This is a genomic window from Streptomyces sp. DSM 42067 (assembly GCF_055792885.1).
The window spans coordinates 7,422,777-7,443,331 of record NZ_CM147706.1 but is presented as its reverse complement, the minus strand read 5'-3'; the positions used below and the strand labels follow the sequence as shown (position 1 = coordinate 7,443,331).

General features: G+C 70.1%; 13 protein-coding genes and 1 pseudogene. 5 read left to right on the top strand and 9 right to left on the bottom strand.

Annotated features, from left to right (window positions below):
- Positions 1 to 23 precede the first annotated feature (23 nt).
- Positions 24 to 1,685, top strand: coding sequence for an N-acyl-D-amino-acid deacylase family protein (locus tag ACSMXV_RS33460; protein WP_473174868.1), 1,662 nt, complete (start codon positions 24 to 26; stop codon positions 1,683 to 1,685).
- Positions 1,686 to 1,963: 278 nt separating this feature from the next.
- On the opposite strand, the gene ACSMXV_RS33455 is transcribed toward ACSMXV_RS33460, so the two are convergent.
- Positions 1,964 to 3,022: an Lrp/AsnC family transcriptional regulator gene (locus ACSMXV_RS33455; protein WP_473174867.1), complete on the bottom strand. Its 1,059-nt coding sequence runs from the start codon at positions 3,020 to 3,022 to the stop codon at positions 1,964 to 1,966.
- Positions 3,023 to 3,144: 122 nt separating this feature from the next.
- On the opposite strand from ACSMXV_RS33455, the gene ACSMXV_RS33450 reads away from it, so the two are divergent.
- The 3 genes from ACSMXV_RS33450 to ACSMXV_RS33440 all read left to right on the top strand — a co-directional run bounded on the left by ACSMXV_RS33450 (position 3,145) and on the right by ACSMXV_RS33440 (position 6,328).
- The gene (locus ACSMXV_RS33450) at positions 3,145 to 4,383 is read left to right on the top strand and encodes a M20 metallopeptidase family protein (protein ID WP_473174866.1); all 1,239 of its coding nucleotides are present in this window, start codon (positions 3,145 to 3,147) and stop codon (positions 4,381 to 4,383) included.
- A complete protein-coding gene (locus tag ACSMXV_RS33445; RefSeq protein WP_473174865.1) occupies positions 4,380 to 5,798 on the top strand; it encodes an MFS transporter in 1,419 nt (472 codons plus the stop codon). Before ACSMXV_RS33450 ends, ACSMXV_RS33445 begins: the two co-directional genes overlap by 4 nt.
- A 389-nt stretch (positions 5,799 to 6,187) precedes the next feature.
- Complete coding sequence (locus ACSMXV_RS33440) at positions 6,188 to 6,328, top strand: hypothetical protein (protein WP_473174864.1); 141 nt, start codon at positions 6,188 to 6,190, stop codon at positions 6,326 to 6,328.
- A gap of 572 nt (positions 6,329 to 6,900) precedes the next feature.
- Here the strand turns inward: ACSMXV_RS33440 and ACSMXV_RS33435 are convergent.
- Both ACSMXV_RS33435 and ACSMXV_RS33430 read right to left on the bottom strand, forming a co-directional pair.
- Positions 6,901 to 8,202, bottom strand: coding sequence for an RICIN domain-containing protein (locus tag ACSMXV_RS33435; protein ID WP_473179141.1), 1,302 nt, complete (start codon positions 8,200 to 8,202; stop codon positions 6,901 to 6,903).
- Between the two features lie 100 nt (positions 8,203 to 8,302).
- A complete protein-coding gene (locus ACSMXV_RS33430; protein WP_473174863.1) occupies positions 8,303 to 9,733 on the bottom strand; it encodes an endo-1,4-beta-xylanase in 1,431 nt (476 codons plus the stop codon).
- A gap of 1,659 nt (positions 9,734 to 11,392) precedes the next feature.
- Here ACSMXV_RS33430 and ACSMXV_RS33425 point away from each other — a divergent pair.
- Positions 11,393 to 12,859, top strand: coding sequence for a non-reducing end alpha-L-arabinofuranosidase family hydrolase (locus ACSMXV_RS33425; protein ID WP_473174862.1), 1,467 nt, complete (start codon positions 11,393 to 11,395; stop codon positions 12,857 to 12,859).
- Positions 12,860 to 13,468: 609 nt separating this feature from the next.
- Here the strand turns inward: ACSMXV_RS33425 and ACSMXV_RS33420 are convergent.
- The 6 genes and pseudogenes from ACSMXV_RS33420 to ACSMXV_RS33395 all read right to left on the bottom strand — a co-directional run.
- Positions 13,469 to 13,830 (bottom strand): annotated as a pseudogene (locus ACSMXV_RS33420) (endo-1,4-beta-xylanase); the annotation flags it as partial.
- A 123-nt stretch (positions 13,831 to 13,953) separates the two neighbouring features.
- Positions 13,954 to 15,033: an endo-1,4-beta-xylanase gene (locus ACSMXV_RS33415; RefSeq protein ID WP_473174861.1), complete on the bottom strand. Its 1,080-nt coding sequence runs from the start codon at positions 15,031 to 15,033 to the stop codon at positions 13,954 to 13,956.
- Positions 15,034 to 15,106: 73 nt separating this feature from the next.
- On the bottom strand, positions 15,107 to 17,329 hold the full coding sequence (locus ACSMXV_RS33410; protein WP_473174860.1) for a beta-xylosidase/alpha-l-arabinosidase: 2,223 nt from the start codon (positions 17,327 to 17,329) through the stop codon (positions 15,107 to 15,109).
- 47 nt (positions 17,330 to 17,376) lie between these two features.
- Positions 17,377 to 18,213, bottom strand: a complete 837-nt coding sequence (locus tag ACSMXV_RS33405; RefSeq protein WP_473174859.1) for a carbohydrate ABC transporter permease — start codon at positions 18,211 to 18,213, stop codon at positions 17,377 to 17,379.
- The gene (locus ACSMXV_RS33400) at positions 18,210 to 19,199 is read right to left on the bottom strand and encodes a carbohydrate ABC transporter permease (RefSeq protein WP_473174858.1); all 990 of its coding nucleotides are present in this window, start codon (positions 19,197 to 19,199) and stop codon (positions 18,210 to 18,212) included. Before ACSMXV_RS33400 ends, ACSMXV_RS33405 begins: the two co-directional genes overlap by 4 nt.
- A 5-nt stretch (positions 19,200 to 19,204) precedes the next feature.
- The gene (locus ACSMXV_RS33395) at positions 19,205 to 20,539 is read right to left on the bottom strand and encodes an extracellular solute-binding protein (RefSeq protein WP_473174857.1); all 1,335 of its coding nucleotides are present in this window, start codon (positions 20,537 to 20,539) and stop codon (positions 19,205 to 19,207) included.
- Positions 20,540 to 20,555 lie beyond the last annotated feature (16 nt).

Here is a 20,555-nt window from a genome sequence, read left to right as displayed (position 1 = left end):
CGCACGAACCAGGAGCCGACACCGTGACCTCTTTTGACCTGCTCATCACCGGCGGAACCGTCGTCGACGGCACCGGCGGCCCCGCCCGGCGCGCCGATGTCGGCATCCGCGGCGACCGGATCGTGTTCCTAGGTGAGGCTCCGCCCAGCGCCACCGCCCAGGACGTACTCGACTGCACCGGCCAGGTCGTCACGCCCGGCTTCATCGACCTGCACTCGCATGCCGACTTCACGCTGCGCGACACACCGACCGCCGATGCGTGTGTACGGCAGGGCGTGACCACAGTCGTCACGGGCAACTGCGGAACCTCGCCCTTCCCAACCAACCCCAGCGGGCGCCAGGACGACAGCACGCTTGCCCAAGAAGAGGGCGGAAACGGCGAGATGCCCTGGGCGGACTTCGACGCCTTCGCCCGCGCGATCGAGAAGGCCGAACCGTGCGTCAATCTCGCGGCCCTCGTCGGCCACGGGGCCCTGCGCGCCGCCGCGATCGGCAACGAACTGCGTCCCGCGACGGCCGAAGAGACCGCCACCATGCGCCGCCTGCTCGCCAAGGCCGCCGAGCAGGGCGTGTTCGGTCTGTCCACCGGACTGATCTACGCCCCCGGCTCCTTCGCCGACACCGACGAGGTCGTGGCGCTCGCCACCGAGGCCCGACAGGCCGGGCTGCTCTACAGCACCCACATGCGCGACGAGGGCGACCGCCTCATCGATGCGGTGACCGAGGCCATCGAAACCGCCCGCCGCAGCGGCGTACGCCTCCAGATCTCGCACCTCAAGGCGATGGGACCGGCCAACCACGGCAAGGTGCGCGAGGCACTGGCCGCCATCGACTCCGCAGTCGCCGAGGGGCTGGACGTGGCCTGCGACGTCTACCCCTACGCCGCCTCCTCCACCCGGCTCACATCCCGCCTGCCCGACTGGGCGATGGACGGCGGTCCCGACGCGCTCCTGACGCGGCTGGAGGATGCCGAGACCCGCGCGGCGATCGCCGCGGAACTCCGCGCCAAGACCGGACGCACCTTCCTCCCAGAAGGGACCGTCATCGCCGCGTTGCCGCCGGGCAAGTATTCGGACCGGGTGGGCTCATCCCTCCAGGACATCGCCACCGCCACCGGCCTCGACCCGGCCGAAGCGGCCCTCGACATGCTGCACGCGCACGAGGCACAGGTCTGGATCATCAACCATGCCATGGCCGAGGCGGACGTCGACGCCGTGCTGCGCCATCCCGGCAGTGCCGTCGTCAGCGACGGCTGGGAACTGGACACGGCCGGCGGCGGGCACCCTCACCCGCGCCACTTCGGCTCCTTCGCCCGAGTCCTCGCCGAGTACACCCGCACCCGTCAACTCCTCACGCTGCCCGAGGCAGTCCGCAAGATGAGCGCGCTCCCAGCCGGGCGCCTCGGTCTCGCCGACCGCGGCATACTGGCCGAACGCCGGGTCGCCGACATCACCGTCTTCGACCCCGCGACGATCGCCGACACCGCCCGCTACGAGGCACCACTCTCCTATGCCGTGGGCACCCGCCACGTTGTCGTCAATGGCCGCTGCGTGCTGCGCGACGGAGCATTCACGGCGAACCGACCGGGGAAAGTGCTCCGCAGAACGGACCCGGCACCAGCCGCAGTCTCCTCCGCAGGTGCAGGCCAGGGTGGAGGGGGCTCGCGCGTCGTCGCGGTCGGCTGACTCGCGGAGCACCGCGCCGATCCGGGGCCAGGCGGGGCGTGCGTCGCCGGTGGCGTTCCAGCCCCCGGGCAACTGCTCGCGGAAGGCCTGCCCGGGCGGATCCCGAGCCACCACGGACGAGGCGGGACGCCGGTCGTCCGGCCGGTGTCCTCCCCAGTCATGGCGGTGCCCTCGGAGGGACACGACTGAGTGCTGTGCACCAGTGCGAGCCGGAGTGCGCGCCGGGTGGAGTACCCGCGCCGTTTCAGTCCCGCCTGGGGGCCGGGCTGCGGGCCAGGTCAACCGCCGTCCGACGCGCCCGCCTCCTCCCACAGCGCCAGCGGTATCGCGCCCACCCGGTAGCCGGCCTCGTCGAGGAGATGGCCGCTGTGCTTCATGGGCAGGAGGGTGATCGCGCGGTCGGTGACGGTGAGGTCGGGGGCGCTTTCGGCGAGGCGGACCTCGAAGCGCTGGGCGTCGTCGACGGAGCGCACCCAGGCGACGAGGTGCAGGTTGTGGCGGCTGAGGACACTGGCGCACAGGCGGACCTCGCGCATACCGGTGATCCGGCGGGTGGCCTCGCGCAGCCGGGCGGCCGGGACCCGGCCCCAGAGGATCACCGAGACCGGCCATTCCGACAGGGCGCGCGCCACTTCACAGCGGGCGTGCAGCATGTTCGCATCGAAGAGGCGACGTACGCGGCGGCGCACGGTGTCGGGGCTCGCGCCACACTGTTCGGCCAGCGCCCGGTAGGTGGCCCGGCCGTCCACCGACAGGGCCGTGATCAGGCGCTGGTCGAGGTCGGTGAGGTCGAAGGCGGGCAGGTCCGTACGGCGGGGCGCGGCGGCGGCGAGCTGGGCGGTCTGCCGGTGGTCCAGTGCCCTCAGCCGCCACCGGCTGCCCTCGGTGTGGACGGGGCCCGCCGGATGGGTGCGGGTGGACACGACGCCGTCGAGGGCCGCGAGGTCGCGGGTCACCCACCGGGACAGGTCCGCCAGGTTGCGGGCCATGACGTTCAGGTACAGGTCGCGGTCGCCGCTGACGTGGGCGAGCTCCGCGACGCGCGGTACGGCGGCCAGGGCGCGGGCGACCTGATGGAGCCGCCCCGGGGCGCAGCCGACCTCGACGAAGGCCAGGCAGCCCTGCCCGGACTCGGCCAGTGCCGGCGCGGGGTGGCAGCTGATCCAGGCGGCACCGCTCTCGGTCAGGCGGTGCCAGCGCCTCGTCACCGTCACCGCGTCCAGCCCGAGCGTGGCGCCGATCCTCGTCCAGCTCGCGCGCGGAGCGATCTGCAGGGCGTGCACAAGGGCCTGGTCCACATCGTCCAGCCCCTCGGGGCGCGCGGAATCCTGTGCCACGGACTGCCTCCTTGCGTTTTTCCGGCGGATTCGGGCCGCTGATCGGCGGGAGCCTCAGTCTGGCCCCAGCACGGCCGGAACCGTACCAGCAGCGGCCGCGAGGAAGAGGAGGTCGGCGGAGCATGTCGGCAGTGGAACGCGCGAAGGAACTCCAGCCCGAGATGGCGCGCCTGCGCCGGGAGCTGCACAGGCAGCCGGAACTGGGTCTCGACCTGCCCCGCACCCAGGAGAAGGTGCTCGCCGCACTCGAGGGGCTGCCACTGGAGATCACCACGGGCAAGAGCCTCACCTCGGTGACGGCCGTGCTGCGCGGCGGGCAGCACGGCGGCGCGGTCCTGCTGCGCGGCGACATGGACGCCCTGCCCATCACCGAGGAGAGCGGGGTGGAGTACGCCTCCGTCGTCCCCGGTCGGATGCACGCCTGCGGGCACGACCTGCACACCGCCGGCCTGGTCGGCGCCGCCACCCTGCTGGCCGAGCGCCGCGAGCACCTGCACGGCGACGTGGTGTTCATGTTCCAGCCCGGCGAGGAGGGGCACAACGGCGCCGGCATCATGATCGAGGAGGGCGTGCTGGAGGCGGCGGGCAAGCCGCTCGACGCGGCGTACGCACTGCACGTGGCGGCCAACCGGGTGCCCGGCGGCCTCGTCGCCACCCGCTCCGGCACCATCACCTCCGCCTCCGACGAGCTGTTCGTGACGGTGCGGGGCAAGGGCGGCCACGCCTCGAACCCGGCCCACGCCAAGGACCCGATCGCGGTGGCCTGCGAGATCGTCACCGCGCTGCAGACCTGGGTGACCCGCGCCTTCGACATCTTCGACCCGGTCGTCGTGACCGTCGGCCGTTTCCATGCCGGTACCAAGGCCAACGTCATCCCCGACACGGCCGAGTTCGAGGCGACGGTGCGCAGTTACTCGGTCCACGCCCAGCAGCGGCTCGCCGAGGGCCTGCCCCGGCTGGTGCGATCGATCGCCGCCGCCCACGGCCTGGAGGCGGACGCGGAGTACATCACGGGCTATCCGGTCACCGTCAACGACGCCGACGAGACCGCCTTCGCCCTGACCACCGCCCGCGAGCTGTTCGCGGCGCACGAGGTGTTTGAGGCCCCGCAGCCGAGCAACGGCTCCGAGGACTTCTCGTACATCCTCCAGCGCGTCCCCGGCGCGATGCTGATGGTGGGCGCCGCCCCCGAGGACGCCGACTGGCAGAACGCGCCGATGAACCACTCACCGCGCGCCGTCTTCGACGACCGGGTGCTGTACCGGCAGGCGGCGCTGCTCGCCGAGCTGGCCGAGCGCCGCCTGGCCTCCACGGGCGCGTCGACCGAATCGGCCTCCGCGTCCGCCGGAGCGGTCGCGTGACGACGGCGCCGGACGCGGGGGCGGCTCCCTCCACCCGCGTCCGCGCCGTCGTGGGGGTCCTGGTCGCCTTCGACCTGTTCAGCGGTTTCGTGCAGGGCACGGACGCGCCGCTGCTCCCCGCAGTGCGGGACGAGTGGGGCGTGAGTGCGGCCGACGCCCAGTGGTTCATGACGGTGCACCTCCTCGCGGCGGCGGTCAGTGTGCCGGTCCTGGGGCGGCTCGGCGACCTGTACGGGCACCGGCGTCTGCTGCGCATCGCGCTGGGGTGCGTCACGGCGGGCACGCTCCTGGTCTTCCTCGCCCCCACGTACACGGTGGCGCTCGTCGGGCGCGCCCTGATGGGGGCGATCGGCTCCCTGCTCGCGCTGGAGATCGGCCTGGTGCGCGGCCGGCTGGATGCTTCCGGCGCCCGCCGCGCAATCGGCCTGCTGGTTGCGGCCCTCACCCTTGGCTCTCTGCTCGGGTACGCCCTCTCGGGCGCGCTGCTGGGGATCTTCGGTGGCGTACGGGGCGCGTTCGCCGCCCTCGCGGTGCTGGGTCTGGTCTGCACAGCCCTGGCCTGGTGGTGCGTACCGGAGTCCGGACCCCGCGGCGCGGGGCGCATGGACTGGGCGGGCGCGGTCCTGCTGGGACTCGCCCTCGTGGTGCTGCTCGGGGCCATGTCCCGCGCCGATGCCTGGGGGGTTGCGTCGCCGCGTCTGGCGGGCGCCCTGCTGCTGGCGGCCGTGCTCGGCTGGGCCTGGCTGCGCGTGCAGCTCGCCCGCCCCGACGCCCTGGTCGATGTCCGCGCGATGGCCCGGCGCGCGCTCGCCCCGCACTACGCCGCCGGGTTCGTGCTGGGCGCGGTCCTGCTGGCCGGGCAGTCCGTCGCCGTGATGTTCCTGGCCGCGGAGCCGACCGAGGGCGGCTACGGCTTCGGACTGGCCGTCTGGCAGATCGGCCTGTGGAGCCTGATCCCCAGTCTGCTCGGCCTGGTCGCCTCCGTGCTGGCCCCGGCGATCGGTGCTCGCACCGGCTACCGCCGGATGCTGGTGTGGGCCTTTGCGCTCATGGCGATCGGCCACGCGGGCCTCATTCTCGCTCACGCCAACCTGGGCCTGTTCGTCGCGGCCTACTCCGTGGCCGGTTTCGGGATCGGCCTGTCCCAGGGCGGACTGCCCACGGTGATCGCCGAGGGCAGCGCCCACGACCGCGCCGCGAGCGCCACCGCCGCCCTCAGCACCCTCAAGACGCTGGGCGGCGGCATGGCGGGCGCGGGCGCCTCCGTCGTCCTCGGCGCCCTGGTCGTCGGCGCCTCGGACATCCCTTCGCTCACTGCCTACCTCACCCTGTGGGGGCTTGCCCTGGCCGCCTGCATCGTGGCGGCGGCGCTCCAGACGGGCGGCGGACGGGAGACCCCCGGCTGCAGTCGCTGATCGGCCTCGAGGAGGTCCCTGATCGGCCTCGGGGAAGTGAGGCACGCCCCCACGCCGTCCGGCACGGCACCTCGCCGAGATCGGTCCAAGCACCATGGAGTGGGAACCGAGCACCCGGCGAGGGTCGTCGCCGCTGCCGGACGGGTTCAAGCAGGTGGGGGTGCGGTCGCCGTCGTGGCGGGAGGCGATGCGGATCAATCGCGGGGCCAGGATCATCGAGTTTGGTTCGAGCCAGGGGGGCCGGACATCATCTCCAGTGGCCGATGCCGCTCTGTGCAGCCGAGTTGGCGGGCGTTCGCCCACCTCACACCGGCCGCGATCAGCCGCGGCACCCATGTCGCCGCACCCCCCACTATTCCAACACCGACGCCCACCTCGCCGCTCTCACCGTGCCCGGCCGCGCCCAGATACTGCGCACCATCGGGCACTTCAAGGAGCTCGCCGGAAAGACCGCAGCACGCGAACAGGACCGTCAGGAGAAGAAGAAACGCCAAGGCCCCGCCAAGGGTAAGAAGACAAGCGAGGTCTGAACTCGGCACCCGGGCGTCACGCACCGCCGCGATGGCCCGGATCTACGTCGCGTACGCCAAGCTGTAGCGCGCCACGCTGGCCGGCGCCCGCGATCCTCCCCGCCACCCTCGCCCAGCAGCGTGCGGTGGTCCCCTCCCAGGCAGAGGTGATCGGCGGCGTGTAGATCCGCCCGGGTTGGTCCCCGCGTCGCAGCCATGGCAGCAGGCCCGCGACACTGGGATTCACGCACGCGAACGGATCCGAACTGCACGAACGGTGCACTGCCGCGCCGCGCGCTGCGCCTTCAGTCGTCACTGCCTCAGAGTGCCACGGGACCGAACGCAGAGCATGCGAGGGTGGAGTGAAGGCCCCGCCCGACGTCGATCACTATGGCAGCCCTTGCGGGAATGAGCCCCGTCGGCCGCCTTAGCCGAGTTCCGTCGTCGTATCAGGTCCCCGTCTACGCAGTACCCCCGTCGGAGCAAGCCGACCGGGGTTCCTCACATGAAGGCGGCTCCGTCCTTCAACCTGCGGTAGACGTCCATGGAGTGGAGCCAGGATCCTCCTGGCTCCACTCCATGGTGCGGGCGTGTCACTGGAACTGTGCGAAGAACTTCCAGATCTCTGCCTTGGTCCAGGTGGCGACGCCGCTTTCGTTGGGGGAGCCGTCGACCGGACCGGGTATGTGGTCTCCGTCGAACGCGGCCCATTGGACCGGGTACCCGGCACGGCAGCCCGAGTAGGTGGTGGTGATGTGCGTTCGGCTGCCGGGCGCGGGCTCGCGCGGGCTCTGCGGAGTGCAGCCGTTGTTGCTGACGAATCTGTCGCGCAGGGACCGTCCTTGCGTGATGTTGAGGACGGAGTCGCTGATGCCGTGGATTCCGAAGTAGGCGATGGGCTGGGTGCCGCCGCTGCACCCGCTGATCTCGGCGCCGGAGATGACCGCGACGGCCCTGAAGACGTTCGCCCGGGAGCATGCGAGTGCGTAGCTCATGCCGCCGCCCCAGCTGAAGCCCGTGGCGAAACGCTGTGCCGTGTTGACGCAGAGGCCGCTCTCGATTCGCCGGATCATGTCGTCGACGAAGGTGACGTCTTCACCGCCGGCATTGGCCCAGCCGTTGCCGAGGCCCTGGGGGGCGACGAGGATCGCGGTGTTGTTCGATTGTTCCTGTTGGCCGTAGTAGGACCAGGCGGTCCCGCTCGTGCCGCCCGAGGCGACGTCGCCGGCGGTTCCGCCCCGCCAGTGGAACGCGAAGATCAGCCGGTAGGGGCGGCTGTTGTCGTAGTTGGCGGGAACCCTGAGGATGAAGCTGCGGCTCTTACCGCCGCTTTGAATCGTGTGCGTACCGCTCGCCAGAGTCGGGGCGCTGCCGCATCCGCCGCCGCCACCGGACGACAGCTTGATCATCTGCCATTGCTGGTTGGCGCCGCCCCAGTCGGAGTACTGGACGACGTTGCCGCCGTCGGCGGTGGAGCCGCCCTGCACCTCCACCGCCTTGCCGCTGTTGCGGTTGATCAGCCGGACGTGGCCCGCGTCGGAGTCGGCCAGGCGGAACTGCTGGTTGGCCCCGTTACCGTCGGCCCACTGCTGGATCGCGGCACCGTCTGCGGTCGAGGCGCCGGCCACGTCGAGAACCTTGCCCGAATGCCGGGCCTTGAGACGGTAGAAGCCGCCGCCGGAGTCCACGAACTGCCACTGCTGGTTGGCTCCGTCGCTGCGCGTCCACTGGCTGACCCGCGCGCCGTCGGCGGCGGACGCGCCGGAGACGTCCAGCGCCTTGCCGCTGTTGCGATTGACCAGGACGTACCAGGCATTGGTGTCCACCGTCGCCGCCTCGGCGGGCGCCGGATTCACCGCGGCGAGCATGCCGATCGCGAGGGTCGCCGCCACCACGGCGGCGACCCGGGACCACCAGCGATGCCTTAATGGAGGAGCGGGAGAAACCGCACCGTAGGTCTTCATCGATTCACCCTCTCGTCTGTGGCAGGTCCCATCAGGTGCGGGTCCAGCGTTGGTTGCTGCCGTTCGAGCAGGAGTAGAGCTGGATCAGGGTGCCGTTGGCGGTGCCGGCTCCGACGGCGTCGAGGCAGAGGCCGGATTGGACGCCGACGATGGATCCGTCGGAGTTGAGGCGCCATTTCTGGTTGTCGCCGCCCCAGCAGCTGTAGATCTGGACTTTGGTGCCGTTGCCGGTGCCGGCGGCGTCCAGGCACTTGTTGCCGTAGACCCTGAGCTCGCCCGCGGCGGTGTACGTCCACTGCTGATTGGTGCCGCTGTTGCAGTCCCACAGCTGGACCTGGGTGCCGTCGGTGGTGCCGGCGTTCGGCACGTCCAGGCAGCGGCCCGATCCGACGCCCTTGATCTGTCCGGAATCCCCAGGGGGCGTAGTGGAGCCGCCGTTGAGTGCGTTGAGGACGGCGGTGTAGGCGGGCTTCTTGCTGCCGTCGCCGTTGAACAGGAGCGGCGTGTCCTGCGATCGCCAGGAGTCGGTGTCGCGCACACCCCAGACGGTGATGCCGAGGCAGCGCGGGACGGCCAGGCAGTCGTTGGTCACGTTGGCGTAGGTCGTGGCCGAGGCGCCCTGGATGTCGAGTTCGGTGATGGCCACGTCGACACCGAGGGCGGCGAAGCTCTGCAGGGTGGTGCGGAAGTTGCTGTTGTAGGGGCTGCCGCTGTTGAAGTGCGACTGGAAGCCGACGCAGTCGATCGGCACGCCGCGCTGCTTGAAGTCTCGGACCATGGCGTACACGGCCTGTGTTTTGGCCCAGGTCCAGTTCTCGATGTTGTAGTCGTTGTAGCAGAGCTTGGCGGCCGGGTCGGCGGCGCGCGCAGTGCGGAAGGCGACCTCGATCCAGTCGTTGCCGGTGCGCTGCAGGTTGGAGTCGCGCCGGGCTCCCGAACTGCCGTCTTCGAAGGCCTCGTTCACGACGTCCCACTGGACGATCTTGCCCTTGTAGTGGCCCATCACGCCGTTGATGTGGTCGATCATCGCCTGGCGCAGCGCGCCGCCGCTGAGGCTCTGCATCCAGCCGGGCTGCTGGGAGTGCCAGGCCAGGGTGTGGCCGCGCACCTGCTTGCCGTTCTGCACCGCCCAGTTGTAGACGCGGTCACCGGCGGTGAAGTTGAACTGGCCTCGCTGGGGTTCGGTGGCGTCGATCTTCATCTCGTTCTCGGCCGTCACCGAGTTGAACTCGCGGGCCGCGATCGTCGTGTACGCCGAGTCGCCCAGCCTGCCCGAGGCGATGGCGGTGCCGAAGTAACGACCGCTCTGCGCCGCCGCAGCGCCGAGCGTGCTCTCGGCGGCGTGTGCTCTCTGCGGCGCGACCAGTGCACCGACCACACCGAGGACGCCGACGAACAGCGCTATCAGCAGACCGCGGAGCTTCCGGCGGACGGCGGGTGGGGGAATGGCATATGAGCCCATGACTGTGCCTCCAAGGTAGAAATCACGGAAGGACTGAAGTGCATCGGAATGCGTCGTCCGCTCCCACTCGGCAGGCGGACGAGGCGGGCCGGAAGCCGGGCATTACGGGATCGCCGGACATCGCGGTCGTGCAACCGGGACGCTCTCGACCGGCACGGACAGCACCCGGTCGGCCTCCGGGTGGGGTACGGGGCGCTCCAGAGTGAAGGGGCCCTGGAGCGGCAGGTCGCCGCTGGACCGTCCGACGACCACGCCGGTATCCCCGGGTTCTACCCCCCTGCGCAGGTCGAGCCCGGTGACAGGGGTCCGGCCGGCGGACGGCCGCGCCCGGCTGCAGCGCGCCCCTGCCGGCCCCGTCCGGCCACCGCTGCGGCCGGACGACGAACGCCCCGGGATCCGGGACATACGGCTGGACGACCTCCGCACAGCCCACCTCGCCGACGTTGCGGACGGTGACCGAAACGGCGACGGGCCCGTCCGTCGCGGCGACTTGATCCACCGAGAACTCCGGGTAGGTGAAGCTGGTCCAGCTGAGCTCGTGCCCGAAGGGGGACAGCGGGGTCGGCCATGGACGTGCGGAGGGGAGCGGACTCGGCGGGGACGGCGAGCGACGCCGGCGCCAGGCCATGGAGGACGACCACGGCCGCGGGTACCGGACGCGGGCGGCGGCGGTGTTTCGACAGAGGCATGGGGGTACTCCATCGCGGCTCAGCCGGGGGACCGCCACGCGGCGTCGCGTACCTCTCCAACTGCGCGAAGAGCCACGATGCGCTGGCGCGAACCTCACCGGAACGGAAACGGGGTGGCGCGGGTGCTGTGGTGCGCGGATCTGTCGTGCAGCACAGATTGCTCAGGGCCAACATTGTTCGAGATCTCGAACTATGACCGCTGTCTCAGACAGGGATGATTGAAGGATTGACGGTGGATCGTCAATACTCCCGCAGAAGAAGTTTCCGTTCCTCGCTCGAAAATTTTCCGGATTCCCGGCGAGTCGGACAGGGAACCGCGGGCCTCCCAGCCACCGCCGTCGGCGGTTGCCGTAGGGCCGGGGCCCGGACGAAAGGCTCGACCAGCGGCCTCGCGCGGGCCCGAGGTGACGGGGGCCATGTTCCGGCCGCCGCGCGAGGCGGATTACCGGCCAGGGTCGGACGCTGCTTGCTCAACTCCCCTACTCCCCGCGGACACTTGGACTGGCCAGCTGTATTGCGAACCTCCGGATGGTTTCCGGTCGGGAGGACAGATCGTCAAGCCCAGAGGGGAGGCGCTGTTTATGGACAGATCGGCGACAGGTCTTGACCGGGAGGCCCCACATTCCTAGCTTGTGGCGTCAAAGAGTCCGAGAGGTTTCCGTAAGTTTTCCGAGACTGGACCGACATTCCCCACCCGGAGGTCTCCATGGTCAGCACCCCCCGGACGCCCGGTGGATCCGCTGGCGTGACGGCCCCCTGGCGGTGACAACCGGCCGTCAGCTGGGGCGGTGAAGGCCGGAGACCTCTCTCATCTCGGTCCACGGCGAAGTGCTCCGGCTTGAGCCCAGAGCACCAACTCTGCGGCACATGTGGCCGCCTTCGCACCTCTCCTGTCCCTGCCCCCGGCGCGGCCGCTTTGCGGTTCATCGGGGTCACCTCACCCCCGTCCCCCAGAAAGGGAGGCCCTCTGATGTGGTTTCGCCGTCCGTCCCCGCTCCGCCTGAGACGCTTACTCGCCGTCCTTGCGCCCTTGCTGCTCGTGGCTACCTTCCTCGGTGCCCAGCCCGCCGCCGCGGCGACCGTCGACCCCAATGCCTCGTATGTGCTGGTCAACCGCAACAGCGGCAAGGCCCTGGACGTCTACAACCTGGCGACCGACGACGGCGCCCGCATCACCCAGTGGACCAGGAACGATCAGAACCAGCAGCAGTGGCAGTTCGTCGACTCCGGAGGCGGCTACTACCGCATCAAGTCCCGCCACTCCGGCAAGGTCCTGGACGTCCACAACTGGTCCACCGCGAACGGCGGTGCGATCGTCCAGTGGACCGACCTGAATGCCACCAACCAGCAGTGGCGTCTGGCCGACAGCTCGGATGGCTACGTGAGGTTGATTTCGCGCCACAGCAACAAGGCCCTCGAAGTACAAGGTGCCTCCACCGCGGACAACGCGAACGTCGTCCAGTACGACGACTGGGGCGGCGCCAATCAGCAGTGGCAGCTCGTCAAGGTCGGCGGCGGCAACTCCGGCGCGTGCGATCTTCCATCGTCATACCGCTGGACATCAACGGGCGCGCTGGCGCAGCCCAAGCCAGGGTGGGTCTCGCTCAAGGACTTCACCGTCGTCCCCTACAACGGCAGGCAACTCGTCTATGCGACGACGCACGACACAGGGACGCGGTGGGGTTCGATGAACTTCGGCCTGTTCACCAACTGGTCGGAGATGGGCTCGGCCAGCCAGAACACGATGTCAACTTCCACCGTCGCGCCCACGCTCTTCTACTTCGCACCGAAGAACATCTGGGTGCTCGCCTACCAATGGGGTGGGACTTCCTTCTCCTACCGGACGTCGAGCGACCCCACCAACCCGAATGGCTGGTCATCCGAGCAGGTGCTCTTCTCCGGAAGCATCTCCGGCTCCGGAACCGGGCCCATCGACCAGACGCTCATCGCTGACGAGACGAACATGTACCTGTTCTTCGCCGGTGACAACGGCAAGATCTACCGGGCCAGTATGCCGATCGGGAACTTCCCGGGCAGCTTCGGCACGAACTCGACAGTGGTCATGAGCGATACGACGAACAACCTGTTCGAAGCCCCGCAGGTCTACAAGCTCCAGGGCCAGAACCGCTACCTCATGATCGTCGAGGCGATCGGCTCGCAGGGCCGCTACTTCCGCTCGTTCACAGCCACCAGTCTGAACGGCTCATGGACACCCCAGGCCGCGACCGAGAGCAATCCCTTCGCCGGCAAGGCCAACAGCGGCGCCACCTGGACCAACGACATCAGCCACGGCGAACTGATCCGCACCAGCCCCGATCAGACCATGACCGTCGATCCCTGCAATCTGCAGTTGCTCTACCAGGGACGCAGCCCCGACTCCGGGGGTGACTACGGCCTCCTCCCCTACCGTCCGGGCCTGCTGACACTGCAGCGCTGACGGCGTGAGACGGGTCCGGCTCCGGCATGGAGCCGGCGTGGCGGGCTCGGCGGAAGGCCGAGCCCGCCGGGCCACGCGACAACGTCGGGACGCGGCGGCCGCGCAACGTCGCGTTGATGCACCTGCGCTGGTGGTCAGCCTAAGCGGCCAGCAGACTCAGGGTGATGCGGGTGGCCTTCAGTACCGCGGATCTACACCGGTCCATCGCCTGACTTGGCCTGCGCGCGCGCCCTCCCGCTCAGCACCGCCCGGGCCGCGTTCTGGGCATCGAGCGGGTCCGACTTGCCGCGCCGGCGAGGGTCGGTCGGGTCGGGCCGGTTCACGTCGAACACTTCCACGCCCTGATCCAGCAGCTAGCGCGACAGGGCCGCCCCGAACGTACCGGTCCCCTCCACTGCGGCCCGTCGAACCGTGCCCAGCCCCTGGCCCATTCCAGCAGTTCGCTGTACCCAGCCGCGGTGGCCGGGAACACCTCGATGTCGATCACCGCCCCCAGGTCGGGTTGGTCTGGGTGAGCAGGCCGAGCCGCCACGGGAGGAGGTTGTAGTCGCCGCCAGCGTCGGGGGTCATGCCCTGGTACAGGTACTGCAGCCGGCAGGCAGGAATGGAGACCGGAGTGTGGCCGCGCAGGCGCTGACCGTGGGCCTGCGCGCGGTTGACGATCTGGTCGGCGGGGCCGAAGTTGAACGAGCCGCAGGACGGCTTGGTCGTGTCCCACCTCATCTCGTTCTCGGGTGTGACCGAGTTGAACTCCCGGCCAAGATGCTGGTGTACGTGCCGTCGCCGAGCCGCCCGGCGGCCACAGTGGTTCCGAAGTACCGCCCCGACTGGGCGGCTTGGGCGCCCAGGGTGGAGGCCTGGACGACGGCGTCGGGTGAGCCGGTCGCAGTTCCCGGGGTCACCAGGACGGTCGCTGTCAGCAGGCCTAAGACGGAGGCCCGGCGCCTGCCTAGCCGTTTCAGCGGGTTCATGGTTCTCTTCGTAGGGGTGGACCTCCGGCGGCGACGCCTGCAGGCGTTCAGTCAGGCGTCGCCGCGGACTCGGTGCGGGCCCCGTGTGCCGTTCGGGCGGGCCGGGCGAAGCAGCCCTGACGCCTACGACCCGGCCGCCGTGAGCGCGTTGTGGATCGCGTCGTAGGCGGGCTTGTGCGTCAGGTTCTCGTCCCAGGGCAGGGCCGCTCCCTCACCGGGAAAGACCGCGGGGATCCACGAGTGCCGGTCGGTGTAGCCCCACAGTGTGATGCCCACACAGCGCCGTACGGCCAGGCAGGCGTCGGTCACCTGCCCGTACCAGTCGGCCTGTTCTGCGAGCTTGGTCTCGTCGGCGGGCAGGATCATGCGGATGTCGAGTTCGGTGATGGCGACGTCGACGCCGAGGTCGGCGAAGCGCTGCAGGTTCTCCTTCAGGCCGCCGGGGAAGCCGTACTGGAGGGCGAGATGGCCCTGCAGTCCGAACCCGTCGATCGGGACGCGCTCCTTCTTGAGCTGCTTGATCAGGGTGTAGTACGCATCTGACTTCGGGCCGAGGGCCTCGACGTTGTAGTCGTTGAGGTACAGCTTGACGTTGGGGTCGGCGGCGCGGGCCCAGCGCAGGGAGTCGGCGATGTAGCCGGGTCCGAGGGTCTTGTAGAAGATGTTCTCGCGGTAGGTGCCGTCCTCGTTCATGATCTCGTTGGCGACGTCCCACGCGAAGACCTTGCCTCTGTAGTGCTTCACCACCTTCGTGATGTGGTTCTTCAGGATGGAGCGCAGTTCGTCGGCGGTCCAGGTGCCGGAGGTGAGCCAGTCCGGGAGCTGGGAGTGCCACAGCAGGGTGTGCCCGCGGACCTTCATGCCGTTGGCGCGGGCGTAGTTCACGATCTCGTCGCCCGCGGTGAAGTCGAAGACACCGCGCTGGGGTTCGGTGGCGTACCACTTCATGCCGTTGCCGGGGGTGGTCTGGCCGAACTCGGTGCCGAGCAGTTCGGCGAACTCGGTGTCGGCGAGCTCCGGGTTGTCGACGGCGGAGCCGAAGTAGCGGCCGGACTCGCGGGCCAGTTCGTGCAGCGTCTTCGTCGTCTTCGCGCCGTCGGTGCCGGCCTGGGCGGCGGGCGCCACGGCGAGGCCGAGCAGCAGGGCCGCGGACGCGGCGAGCGCGGCTGATCCGACGCGGATACGGCGTGCGGGTGTGCGCATGGTGCATCTCCTCAACTGTGGGATGGGGCGGTGCGATAGCTGTGCGTGGAGCTGGTCTGTGGGGTCAGTGGGGTCACTTCACGCGGAGCTCGCAGCGCATCCGGCGCTCGTGGCCGACCTTGCGCAGGGGGCCGGTCAGGGTGAGCGGCACGGTGTGGTGGACGTGTTCGCTGGATGCGGCGACGCGCAGTTCGAGGGCGCCTGGTTCGACGACGCGGCGGCCGTCGGCGCCGGTGTACGCGGCGAGGTCGGCCGGGAACGTGGCGTGGACCTCGGCGGACGCGCCGGCCTCGAGCGTGACGCGGACGTAGCCGACGAGCCGGACCTCGGGGCGGGCGATGGTGCCGACAGGGTCGTGGAGGTAGAGCTGGACGACCTCGGTGCCGGGCCGCTCTCCGGTGTTGCGGACGGTGAGGCGCAGCGTGGTCTCGCCGTCGGTGGGCAGTTCGGGGGCGTCGCACTGGGGGGTGTCCCAGGCGAACGTCGTGTAGGACAGGCCGTGCCCGAACGGGTAGAGGGGCGTCGGGTCCACGGTGCTGGGGAAGCCGTGCCGGCCGAGCGGCGGGGCGAGGTAGGGCGCGGGCTGGCCTCCGGGGGTGCGCGGCACGCCGAGCGGCAGCCGTCCGGACGGCTCGACGCGCCCGGACAGGACGCCCGCGACGGCGCCGCCGCCTTCCTGCCCGGGGAAGAACGCCTGGACCACGGCGGCGGCCCGGTCGGCCCAGCGACCGAGCGCGTAGGGCCTTCCGCTGAGGACGACGATGACGACCGGCACGCCGGAGGCCAGCGCCTCGTCCAGCAACTCCGCCTGACCGTAGGGCAGTTGCAAGTCCCCTGCGTCGCATCCCTCGCCCGACGAGCCGCGCCCGAACAGACCCGACCGGTCCCCGACCACGGCCAGGCAGACGTCGGCCGCCGCCGGATCGTCGGTGAACACCGCGCCCGGCAGCTCGGCACGCAGCGCCTCGGCCAGTGTCGGCACCTCGACCCCGGTCGGCAGTTCGGGATGGTGCACGCCCACGTGCCGGGGGAACGTGTAGCAGCCCAGCATCGCGGCCTGCTCGTCGGCGAGCGGACCGAGCAGCGCGATGCGTAGGCCGTCGCGCAGCGGCAGCACGCCGGAGTCGTTGGCCAGCAGGACGACCGACTCCTCGGCGACCTTCTGTGCCAGATCCCGCATGTGCGGGGGGTTGAGGTCGACGGGCGCGCCGCCCGTGGCGGGCTCCCAGTCGGGGTCGAGCAGCCCCAGTTCGCACTTCTGTGTGAGGACGCGCAGCGCGGCCCGGTCGAGCAGGTCCTCGGGGAGCGGGTCCGCAGGGCTGAAGCAGCGGGCCGCCGGCAGTTCCACGTCGACCCCCGCCGCGAGAGCGATCCGTGCGGCCTGGTCCTCTCCGTCGGCGACCCGGTGCGCTTCCTCCAGGAGCGAGACGCCGTAGTAGTCCGAGACCACGGTGCCGGTGAACCCCCACTGTTCGCGCAGGAGCCGGGTGAGCAGCTGGGTGTGGGCGTGGGCGGGAAGGCCGTCGATGTCGTTGTAGGCGGGCATCACGGACCGGGCACCACCGTCGCGCACCGCCATCTCGAACGGCGGCAGGATCACGTCGGCTAGTTCGCGCGGGCCGAGCGAGGCGGGGGCGTGGTTACGGGCGGCGCGCGAGGCCGAGTACCCGGCGAAGTGCTTGAGCGTGGCGACGATCCCGGCGGTCTCGAGGCCCCGCACGTAGGCGGTGCCGATGGTGCCGACGAGGTACGGGTCCTCGCCGATGCACTCCTCGGTGCGGCCCCACCGCGGATCCCGTACGACGTCCAGGACCGGGGCGAGGCCCTGGTGGACGCCGACCACGCGCATCGACGTACCGATCGCCCGGGCCATCTCGGTGATCAGGTCGGGGTCGAAGGTGGCGCCCCAGGCGAGCGGCGTGGGGAAGACGGTGGCCTGCCAGGCGGTGAACCCGGTCAGGCACTCCTCGTGGGCGATCGCGGGCAGCGCGAACCGGTTGCCGGAGCGGATCAGGCGCTGCAGTTCGGCGAGGCGGGCGGCGCCCTCGGCGGGGTCGACGGGGACGGTGCCGAAGGGCCGGGTGAGCTGGCCCAGGCCGTAGGGAAGGAGGGCATCGAGGGCGGCGCTGCGGGCCGCGTAGGTGTGCTGGCCGGGTGCGACGTCGGCGCCCTCGGTGTCGGCGCCGATCCAGACGCTGGACAGCTGGGCGGTCTTCTCCTCGGTGGTCATCCGGGCGAGCAGGTCCGCCGCCCGGACGTGGGCGGGCAGCGTGGTGTCCTGCCATGGCTCGACCATGGAACTCCTCAGGTGCGGTGCTGGTAAGGGGTTGGCCTGCGCGGCCCTCAGCCCTTGGTGGCGCCCATCGTGATGCCGCCGATCAACTGCCGTTCGGCGACGGCGTAGAAGGCGAGGGCGGGCACCATGGCGAGGACGAGATAGGCGAAGACGCGGGCGATGTCGGTGGCGTACTGGCCCTGGAACTGCTGGACGCCGATGGGGATCGTCCACCAGGTCTGCTCACTGAACACCAGCAGCGGGAGAAGGAAGTTGTTCCAGCTTCCGACGATGGCGAGGATCGACACGGTGCCGAGGGCGGGCCGCGCCATGGGCAGCAGGATCCGCCAGAAGAAGCCGAACGCCGAGCAGCCGTCGAGGGTGGCCGCCTCCTCGAGCTCTCCGGGGATCTCCCGGAAGAAGCCGCGCAGGATGACGATGGTCATGGGCAGGCCGAACGCCGCCTGCGGCAGGATCACGCCCCATGGGTTGTCGAGCAGCCCGAAGGTGCGCAACAGGACGAACAGCGGCAGGATCGCCACGGCGAACGGGAACATCAGCCCCGCGGTGAAGAGGGTGAAGAGCAACTCCCGGCCACGGAAGGCGAATCGGGCCAGTGCGAAGGCGGCGAGGGCCGCGGTGCCCACGGTCAGTACGGTCGTTCCGACCGCGATCAGTGTGGACGAACCCAGCATGCGCCAGAACGAGCCGGAGGCGAACACATCGGTGTAGTTGGACGTCACCCACGGCGAGGGCAGGCCGAAGGTGTTGCGGGAGAGCTGATCGGTGGACTTGAACCCGGACACGAACGCGTACAGCAGCGGCGTGACCATGACGACGCCGACCAGCCACACGATCACGTACAGCGGTGCGGAGCGCAGCCTTCTGCGCGTGCCCGCGCTCATCGGGAGGCTCGCATGGCGGTGAGGGCTCCTTCGGTGTCGCGACGCAGCACGGAGCGCTGGTAGATGAGGGCGAAGACGAGGCTGATGAGGAACATGCCGATGCTGATCGCGCTGGCGTAGCCGATCTCGAAGCGCTTGAAGCCGAACTGGAACATGGTCACGGCCATGGTCTCGGAGTGGTGGTCGGGGCCGCCCTGCGTGATCACCCACACCAGGTCGAAGAGCTGGATGGCGCCGATCACGGAGAGGAACACGCTGATGCGGACCGTCGGCCCGAGCAGCGGCAGCGTGATGTGGCGGAAGCGCTGCCAGGGGCCCGCCCCGTCGATGCGGGCCGCCTCGTGCAGTTCGGCGGGAATGCCCTGCAGTCCGGCCAGGTACAGCATCATGTGGAAGCCGAAGTACTTCCACGTCATGACGAGGAACAGGGTCGGCAGCACATAGTCCTGGTCGGCGAACCAGAGGCCGCCGAGGCCGTCGAGACCGACCGCGCCGAGGACGTTGTCGGCGAGCCCGTCCTCCGGCGCGAAGATCATGGAGAACAGGACGCCGGTGATGACCTCGGACAGGACGTACGGGGCGAAGAACAAGGTCCGGTACAGGGCCCGGCCGCGCAGCTTCTGGTTGAGCAGCACGGCCATGCCGAGCGCGAACGGCAGCTGCACGCACACCGAGAACAGCACGAGCAGCAGCCCGCGCCACAGGTCGCCCAGGAAGACCGGATCGCGCAGGAGCCGGCTGTAGTTGTCGAGGCCGGCATAGTCCGAAGGGGAGCCGAAGCCGCCCCAGTTGAACAGGCTGACGTACAGGGCGTACAGGATCGGGGCGAGCACGAGCACGCCGAACAGGAGCAGGGCGGGCAGGGTGAAGCTGAAGGCGGTCAGCCAGTCGACGATCCGACGGGCCCGCGACCGGCCCGCGCCGGAGTCCGGCTGCTTCGGTGGAGCAGCGGCGGCCGCGGGGTCCTTCACGTACGTGGAAGCCATGGCGGTCACTGGCTCTTCGCGACCTGGGTGACCGAACGGCACACCTGCTCAGGCGACTTGGATCCGGCGATCAGAGCGGCCACCGAGTCGTTGATCTCCTGTCCGACGGCGGGCGGGTACGCCTGGTCGAGGTAGAGCTGGAAGCCGGTCGCCTTACCGAGGGCGTCGGAGACGAGCTTGAGGTTGGGATCGGTCAGGGCGCTAGCGGCGTCCTCGACGACGGGGATCGTCGAGGCCTTCGACACAAGAATGCGGTCGGACTCGGCCGACATGAAGAACTTCAGGAAGTCCACGGCAGCCTTCGGCGCGCCCTTGCGCACGGCGTAGCCGCCGCCTCCGCCGAACACGTCGGTCTGCGCGCCCTTGCCGCCGGCGACGGCGGGGAACGGGAAGAATCCGAGGTCCTTGCCGATGCCCTTGCCCGCGTCGGCCTGGACGACGGGCGCCCACTGGCCCATCAGCTCCATCGCCGCCTTGCCGTTGCCCATCGCGGCCGCCTCGCCGGTGGGCGTGGAGTACGCGGCGCCGAGGAAGCCCTTCTGGAACGGCTGGAGCGCGACGAGTTCCTTGAGGAGCTCACCCGCCTTGACGAAGTCGTCGCCGGTGAAGTCCTTGGCGTCGGCGGCCGCCTGCATGCCGTCGATCCCGGCGATCCGCATGGCCAGGTACGCCCAGTAGTACATGCCGGGCCATTTCTCCTTGCCGGCGAGGGCGATGGGGGTGATCCCGGCGCTCTTCAGCTTCCTGACCGCGTCGAGGTAGTCGACCCAGGTGGCGGGCGGTGCCTCGATACCGGCCTTGGCGAACAGCGCCTTGTTGTACCAGAACCCGACGGCGCCGATGTCGAAGGGCACGGCGTACGTCTTCCCGTCGAACTGGTACGCCTTGACCGACGCCGGCACGAGGGTGTCGGTCAAGGAGCTGGTGGAGGACGTGAGGTCCTCCACCAGACCTGCGTCGATCTGCTGCTTGAGAACGCCGCCGCCCCACGTGTGGTAGATGTCCGGCAGCTTTCCGGAACTGGTCAGCGCTGTCATCTTCGACTTGTAGGCATCGTTCTCCATCGTGACGAGCTTGATGTGCACATCGGGGTGCGCGGCCTCGAACGCCTTGGCCCGCTCGGGCCAGACGCTCTTCGACGGCTCCGTGGTCTGGATGTTCCACCATTCCACGACGGTCCGGCCCTGGCTGTCGGTGGTGGTGGACCCTGAGTCCGAGCAGGCGGACAGGCCGGCCGCCCCTAGGCCCACCGCCGACGCGGTCCCCAGGAACCGGCGGCGGGAAACAGAGGAGGACGCGGCGCCGGATGCGGGGGTGACGGCTCGAGCGAAGGCTGACATGGCGTACCTTCCGGAA